5 protein-coding genes and 1 pseudogene are annotated in these 6,521 nt (G+C 65.6%); 5 read left to right on the plus strand and 1 reads right to left on the minus strand.

The window, feature by feature from the left end:
* The first annotated feature begins 105 nt into the window (after positions 1–105).
* The 5 genes from GTP77_RS27290 to GTP77_RS27310 all read left to right on the plus strand — a co-directional run bounded on the left by GTP77_RS27290 (position 106) and on the right by GTP77_RS27310 (position 6,308).
* Entirely contained in the window at positions 106–1,215 is a 1,110-nt protein-coding gene (locus tag GTP77_RS27290; protein WP_161075309.1) for a serine/threonine protein kinase, read from the plus strand.
* Between the two features lie 11 nt (positions 1,216–1,226).
* On the plus strand, positions 1,227–2,519 hold the full coding sequence (locus GTP77_RS27295) for a GAF domain-containing protein (RefSeq protein WP_161075310.1): 1,293 nt from the start codon (positions 1,227–1,229) through the stop codon (positions 2,517–2,519).
* Positions 2,519–3,454, plus strand: a complete 936-nt coding sequence (locus GTP77_RS27300) for a 5'-nucleotidase (protein WP_161075311.1) — start codon at positions 2,519–2,521, stop codon at positions 3,452–3,454. The genes GTP77_RS27295 and GTP77_RS27300 overlap by 1 nt, the downstream gene beginning before the upstream one ends.
* Before the next feature lie 91 nt (positions 3,455–3,545).
* Positions 3,546–4,277: a carbonic anhydrase gene (locus GTP77_RS27305; RefSeq protein WP_161075312.1), complete on the plus strand. Its 732-nt coding sequence runs from the start codon at positions 3,546–3,548 to the stop codon at positions 4,275–4,277.
* Between the two features lie 75 nt (positions 4,278–4,352).
* A complete protein-coding gene (locus GTP77_RS27310; protein ID WP_161075313.1) occupies positions 4,353–6,308 on the plus strand; it encodes a phosphatase PAP2 family protein in 1,956 nt (651 codons plus the stop codon).
* Between the two features lie 108 nt (positions 6,309–6,416).
* Here GTP77_RS27310 and GTP77_RS31320 read toward each other — a convergent pair.
* Positions 6,417–6,521 (minus strand): annotated as a pseudogene (locus tag GTP77_RS31320) (IS110 family transposase); the annotation flags it as partial.

Below are 6,521 nucleotides of genomic sequence, written 5' to 3' on the forward strand. Positions count from 1 at the left end.
CGCTGGCTTACAAGGTTGTCATTCGCTTATCATACGACGAGACGTTTCTGCTATAAACTTAATCTTTCCAAAGTCTTATACGAGTCTTGCCACTCACATCGCCACATGAATGAACTGAAGCAGCTGGGCCGGTATCAATTATTGCGCGTGCTGGGACGCGGCGCGATGGGCCTGGTCTATGAAGGTGTCGACCCCAAGCTGAACCGCCGGGTCGCCATCAAGGTCATCCACATGGGCCGGATCGACGATCCGGCGCTGCGGGCCGAATATTCGGCCCGCTTCACCCAGGAGGCGCAGGCGGTCGCGCGCCTGAACCACCCCAATATCGTCACCGTGTACGACTTCGGTGAGGAAAACGGCGAAGCCTACCTGGTGATGGAGCTGATCGCCGGCGAGGAGCTGGGCAGCTATTTCGACGATAGCCAGGTGTTCTCGCTCGACTTCACGCTGGAAGACTCGGTGCGCATGACCTGCGAGCTGCTGGACGCGGTGGACTACGCCCACCAGCAGGGCATCATCCACCGCGACATCAAGCCCGCCAACATTATGCTCAGCGGCCAGCTGCGCGTGAAGCTGACCGATTTCGGCGTGGCCCGCATGCAGGACGTGAACACCATGCACACCGAAGCGGGCACCATGGTCGGCACGCCCAGCTACATGTCGCCCGAGCAGATCACCGGCCAGGCCGTGGGACCGCGTTCGGACATTTTCGCGGTCGGCATCATCCTGTACCAGTTCCTCACCGGCGAAAAGCCCTTTGTCGGCCAGGGCCTGTTCGCGGTGCAGCAGAAAATCGTCTACGAGCAGCCGGAGCTGCCGAGCACCCTGAGCCCCCTGATCAGCCCCGCCTTCGACCGCGTGGTGCTGCGCGCGCTGGCCAAGCGCCCGGAAGACCGCTACCCGAGCGCGCGCAGCTTCAAGGAAGACCTCAAGCGCGCCCTGAACGGCGAAGAAGTGGGCCTGGACGACACCATGCCGCCGCAGGCGCGCATGCAGAACGCCTTCCTGGCCGGCACCGGGGCTGCCTCGGGCGCCGTGCATGGCATGGGCGCCCCCAGCACCCTGCCCCCGTTCCAGCCCTACGCCGCCGGCGAGGATCCGGACGCCACGCAGATCTCGGGCGTCGGCCTGCCGCTGCCCACGCCGCCGGGCCTGGACCAGGACGCCACCGTGGTCACCACGCCGCCCGGCGTGCGCCCTGACGTGAAACGCTGAGAGCAGCGGCCATGACCTCCGCCGAAGACCGGCTGCACTTCTTCAAACGCCTGCAGCTGCTGACCAACAAGATCCACGCCACGCAGGATATCGACGACATCATGCTGGAGATGTCGGCCGAACTGTGCGAGCTGTTCAGCGGCGACCGGCTCACCATCTACGCGCTGTCCGAGGACAAGAGCAGCATGGTGTCCAAGGTGAAGACCGGCCTGGCCTCGTTCAAGCAGCTCAAGCTGCCCATCTCGGCGCAAAGCATTGCCGGCTACGCGGCGCTGTCGAAGAAAATGCTCAACCTGCTGGACGTGTACGACGAAGCCGAGCTGCGGCGGCATGATGCCGCGCTGTGCTTCCAGCAGGGCGTGGACCGGCGCACAGGCTACCGCACGCAGCAAATGCTGGTGGCGCCCATCCTGGCCGAGGACGGCGCCGTGCTGGGCGTGCTCCAGCTGATCAACAACCGCAAGGGCGGCGCCTTCGACGCCATGGTGGAGGAAGGCGCGCAGCACCTGTGCGACTCCATCGCCATCGCCTTCGCGCACCGCCACAAGGCGCCCACGCGCGAGCGCAGCCGCTTCGCCGGCATGCTGTCCGAATCGGCGCTGCCGCGCACCCAGCTGGACCAGGCGCTGCGCAGTGCCGCAGCACGCAACATCGACATTGAAGACGTGCTGCTGGACGAACTGGCCATCAAGCCCGCGCTGGTGGGCCGCGCCCTGGCCGACTTCTTCGGCGTGCCCTACTTTATGTTCCAGGTGGACCGGCGCCGCCCGCAAGGCCTGCTCGACAGCTTCAACCGCGAATACGTGGTGCAGAACCAGTGGATGCCGATCGAGGAAGGCCGGCACGGCCTGTTCATCCTGGCGGTGGACCCGGACCAGCTGAAAGCCAGCGGCGCCGTGCAGCGCGTGTTCCCGAACGCCACGCCGATCTACTGCGTGACCACGCGGCGCGAATTCGGCTGGATGGTGAACCAGTTCTTCGGCGCCGCCAATGCGGCGGCGGCCGACGCTTCGCCTTCCGACACGGTGCCGCCGGCGGCGCCTGCGATTGCCCCGCCGGCAGCCCAAGCCGCGCCGTTTGCCATCCCGGACCATGCTTCATCCGAAGCCACCATCATCGCCGCGCCGCGCCGCCCGCCCATTCCCGCGCTGCCGGATGTTGAACAAACCCTGGTCTCCAGCGCCATCAGTCCGCTGCTGCTGGCCGCCGCGCAGCACGGCATCAGCGAACTTCACATCACCACCACACCCGGCCCCGACGGCGAAATCCGCTTCCAGGCCACCGGCGTGCTCAGAAAGGGTTAATGTCCTACCCCATCCATAACAAGCTGGTGATCGGCATCGCCTCCAGCGCCCTGTTCGACCTGTCGGAATCGCACAAAGTCTACGAAGACGGCGGCGAGGAGGAATACCGCAAATACCAGGAAGCGCACCTCGGCGACATACTGGGCAAAGGCGTGGCCTTCCCCTTCATCCGCCGCTTCCTCAACATCAACAAGCACTTCCCAGGCCAGATGCCGGTGGAAGTGGTGCTCCTGTCGCGCAACTCGCCCGAGACCGGCCTGCGCGTGATGAAATCCATCGCCCACTACGGCCTGGACATCTCGCGCGCCGCCTTCGTCACCGGCAAGTCGCCCTACACCTATCTGCCCGCCTTCAACACCTCGCTGTTCCTGAGCGCGAACGCGGACGACGTGCGCAGCGCGCTGGCCAGCAACTACCCCGCCGGCCTGGTGCTGCCCTCTCTGATCGAGGACGACGAGGACGACATGGAACTGCGCGTGGCCTTCGACTTCGACGGCGTGATCGCCGACGACGAATCCGAAACCGTCTACAAGCGCAACAACGACGTGGGCGAATTCCACGCCCACGAAACCGAGCGCGTGGCCATACCCCACCGTCCCGGCCCGCTGGCGGACCTGTTCCGCAAGCTGCACGTCATGCAGCGCTACGAAGCCGTGCTGGCGCGGCGCGACCCGGGCTACAAGCGCATCCTCAGCATCGCCATCGTCACCGCGCGCAGCGCGCCCTCGCACGAGCGCGTGGTCACCACGCTGAAAAACTGGGGCGTATCCGCCAACGAAACCTTCTTCCTGGGCGGCATGGAGAAGTCGCGCGTGCTGTCCATCCTCAAGCCCCACATTTTCTTCGACGACCAGCTCAGCCACCTGAAGTCCGAAGGCGGCACCATCCCCATGGTGCATGTGCCTTTCGGCGTGGCCAACCTGCCAAAAATTTAGCAGTGTGGCGGAATAGCATCTAGTGACAATCGGCGTAGTTTCAAAGCACCGCACGCACTAGAATTAGAAAACAACTATTCCCGGAGACACCATGAAAAAACTCGCACTCGCAGCGCTGATGGCCTGCGCCAGCCACGCCGCTTTCGCCGGAGACGGCAGTCACTGGGGCTACGCCGGCGCCGAAGGGCCGGACCAATGGGCCAAGCTCTCGCCGGACAACTACGCCTGCAACGGAAAAAACCAGTCGCCTGTCGATTTGAAAGGCACCATCCACGCCGCGCTCAAGCCGCTCAAGATGGAATACCAGGCCGGCGGCGGCGAAGTGCTCAACAACGGCCACACGCTGCAAGTCGGCTTTGCGCCTGGCAGCGCGCTGTGGCTGGACGGCCAACGCTTTGAGCTGAAGCAGTACCATTTCCACGCTCCGAGCGAAAACCTGATCGCGGGCGTGTCCTATCCCCTCGAAGTCCACCTGGTCCATGCGGACAAGGACGGCAACCTCGCAGTCGTCGCCGTCATGTTCAAGCAGGGCGCCGACAACAAGGCGCTGGCCGCACTGTGGCCGCAACTGCCGAAGGAAGCCGGCGCCAAGGCCGCGCTGGCAGCGCCGCTGAGCGCGGCCGCCCTGCTGCCCGCCAAGCGCGGCTACTACCGCTTCAGCGGCTCGCTCACCACCCCGCCCTGCTCCGAAGGCGTGCGCTGGCTGGTGATGAAAAGCCCGGTGACGGTATCCAAAGCGCAGGTCGACGCCTTCGCCGAGCTGATACACCATCCCAACAACCGCCCGGTTCAAGCGCTGAACGGCCGCAGCATCCTGGACTGAAAGCGTCATGGCGCAGTAACAATGCATGGGTAGCATGCCGGAAGTTTTTATCCGTCAGCTCACAAAAGGAAACCCATGCAAGACCTCACCATGTTGCGCCGGCTGCCGCTGGCACTGGCCATCGGCGCCGCCCTGGCGCTGGCCGCCTGCGGCAGTTCCGACAGCAATGCGCCGCAAGCGCTCGTCATCCCTGCCGCGCCCGCAGACGCCGGCGCAGCCGACACCGCGCCGGTGCCGGCCGGCGTGCCGGCCTTCGTCGATAACGTCGCCACCAACCAGCGCGGCGACGCGCGCTACGCCACCGCCGCCACCAACGCCGGCGTGCGCGTGCTGATCGGCATGCTCGACATCTGGAAGCCGCTGACCGAGATCGTGGATGCGGGACAAACCGCGCCCGCAGTGGCGGGCTTCCCGGCTGTTGTGGCGTCGGCCTGGACCGGCCTGCCCAACGACGGCACTCCCGGCGGCACCATCGTCAACGCCGCCGTCCACAACGCCAATATCGACTACGTGGTGAAAGCCACCACCAGCCGCAGCAAAGAGCAGGAAGTGGCGGCCTACCTGGACGACAGGCGCGGCAAAGGCTATAGCCTGACCGACGGCATGGGTCCATTGACCGAAGCCTGGCGCAGCGCCGCGCGCCAGACCACCAGCATTACCGGCGTTCCCGCCGACGCCACCACGGTGCTGTACAACGACAGCGGCAATAATACGGGCGTCGCCGGTAGCGCTAACCCGGAGTTCGGCGACGTGGTCACGCTGGTCAACGCCATGGGCAACAACGGCTCTACCGAACCGGCCAAGCGCTTCTTCAAGTACGCGCGCCCCTACCGCTGGAGCAGCAGCGTGGTGGTGGTGCCGGCCCTGGTCCCGGCCAAGAGCAGCACGCCGTCCACCGACGGCGGCTTCACCAGCGGCCACTCGGCGGAAGCGGTGCGCGGCGCGATGGCCATGGCTTACGCCGTGCCGGAGCGCTACCAGGAGATTATTTCGCGCGGCCTGGAACTGGGCGAAAGCCGCATCATCGCCGGCATGCACTCGCCGCTGGACGTGATCAGTGGCCGCGTGCAGGCGCAGGCCATTGCTGCGGCCAACCTGCTGGATCCGGCCAATGCCGCCACCAAGGCTGCCGCCGTCACGCAGGCGCACGCCACGCTGATGCTAAAGACCGGTACCACGGCGGAGACTTTCAATGACTACGCCCATTCCGGCACCTCCGCCAACGACCGCTTTGCCGACTATGCCGCCATCAAGGCCGCCTATATCCGCCGCCTGACCTTCGGCTTTACGCAGATCGGCGCCATCACCGCGCCGGCCGTGGTGCCGAAAGGCGCAGAGGTGCTGCTGGAAACCCGCTTGCCCTATCTGAGCGAGGCGCAGCGCCGCGTGGTGCTCAAGACCACCGCGCTGCCGTCCGGCTATCCCATCCTGGACGACGCCGAGGGCTGGGGGCGCCTGAATCTGTTCGCGGCGGCGGACGGCTACGGCGTCTTCACCGGCAACGTGGTGGTGGCGATGGACGCGGCCAAGGGCGGCTTCAACGCGAACGACCGCTGGCGCAACGACATCTCCGGCAGCGGCAAGCTGACCAAGCAAGGCTCGGGCACGCTGAAACTGGGCGGCAACAACACCTGGAGCGGCGGCACCCAGCTTGAAGCAGGCCGCCTGGAAGGCAATTCGGCCAGCGCCTTCGGCAAGGGCGACGTGTACGTGAGCGGCGGCACGCTCGTGAGCAATGCACCGGCCTCCCTGGCCCTGGCAGGCAAGTACACGCAGCTGGCCGCAGGCAGCCTGGAACTGAAACTGGGCAGCGGCCAGCAGGGCCGCCTGCAAGTGGCGGGTACCATGACGGCAGCCGGAGGCAGCCTGGTGGTGAGCTTCCAGAACGGCTACAGGCCGGCCGCCGGCGACACGCTCAATGTGATCGCCGCCGCCAGCATGCAAGGCAAGTTCGACACCATCACCGTGCCGGGCTTTAAGGTGGAAGCTGTCTATACAGATACCGGCTTGCAGCTGAAGCTGAGCATCTAAAGGCCGGCGGGTTACGCTGCTGCGCAGCTAACCCGCCCTACGCGTGCCCACAATACGCGTGCCCGCCGAGCCGGAGCCGGGATGGGGCCGTAGATACTGTTATGCCGGTCAAGCGTTTTGAAGCTCCTGATTGAATGGTTTGCCAGATTTTAAGACGCCGAAAGCAACGTGGACGAGCTTGCGCATCATGGCGCCGATCACCAGCTTGGCCGG

The sequence above is a fragment of the Pseudoduganella aquatica genome, from assembly GCF_009857595.1.
Classification (GTDB): domain Bacteria; phylum Pseudomonadota; class Gammaproteobacteria; order Burkholderiales; family Burkholderiaceae_D; genus Rugamonas; species Rugamonas aquatica_A.

What these genes read in the sequence shown, in the direction of transcription:
- GTP77_RS27300 (WP_161075311.1), top strand. Translation starts at nt 2,519, where the DNA reads ATGTCCTACCCCATCCATAACAAGCTGGTGATCGGCATCGCCTCCAGC.
- GTP77_RS27310 (WP_161075313.1), top strand. Translation starts at nt 4,353, where the DNA reads ATGCAAGACCTCACCATGTTGCGCCGGCTGCCGCTGGCACTGGCCATC.
- GTP77_RS27290 (WP_161075309.1), top strand. Translation starts at nt 106, where the DNA reads ATGAATGAACTGAAGCAGCTGGGCCGGTATCAATTATTGCGCGTGCTG.
- GTP77_RS27295 (WP_161075310.1), top strand. Translation starts at nt 1,227, where the DNA reads ATGACCTCCGCCGAAGACCGGCTGCACTTCTTCAAACGCCTGCAGCTG.
- GTP77_RS27305 (WP_161075312.1), top strand. Translation starts at nt 3,546, where the DNA reads ATGAAAAAACTCGCACTCGCAGCGCTGATGGCCTGCGCCAGCCACGCC.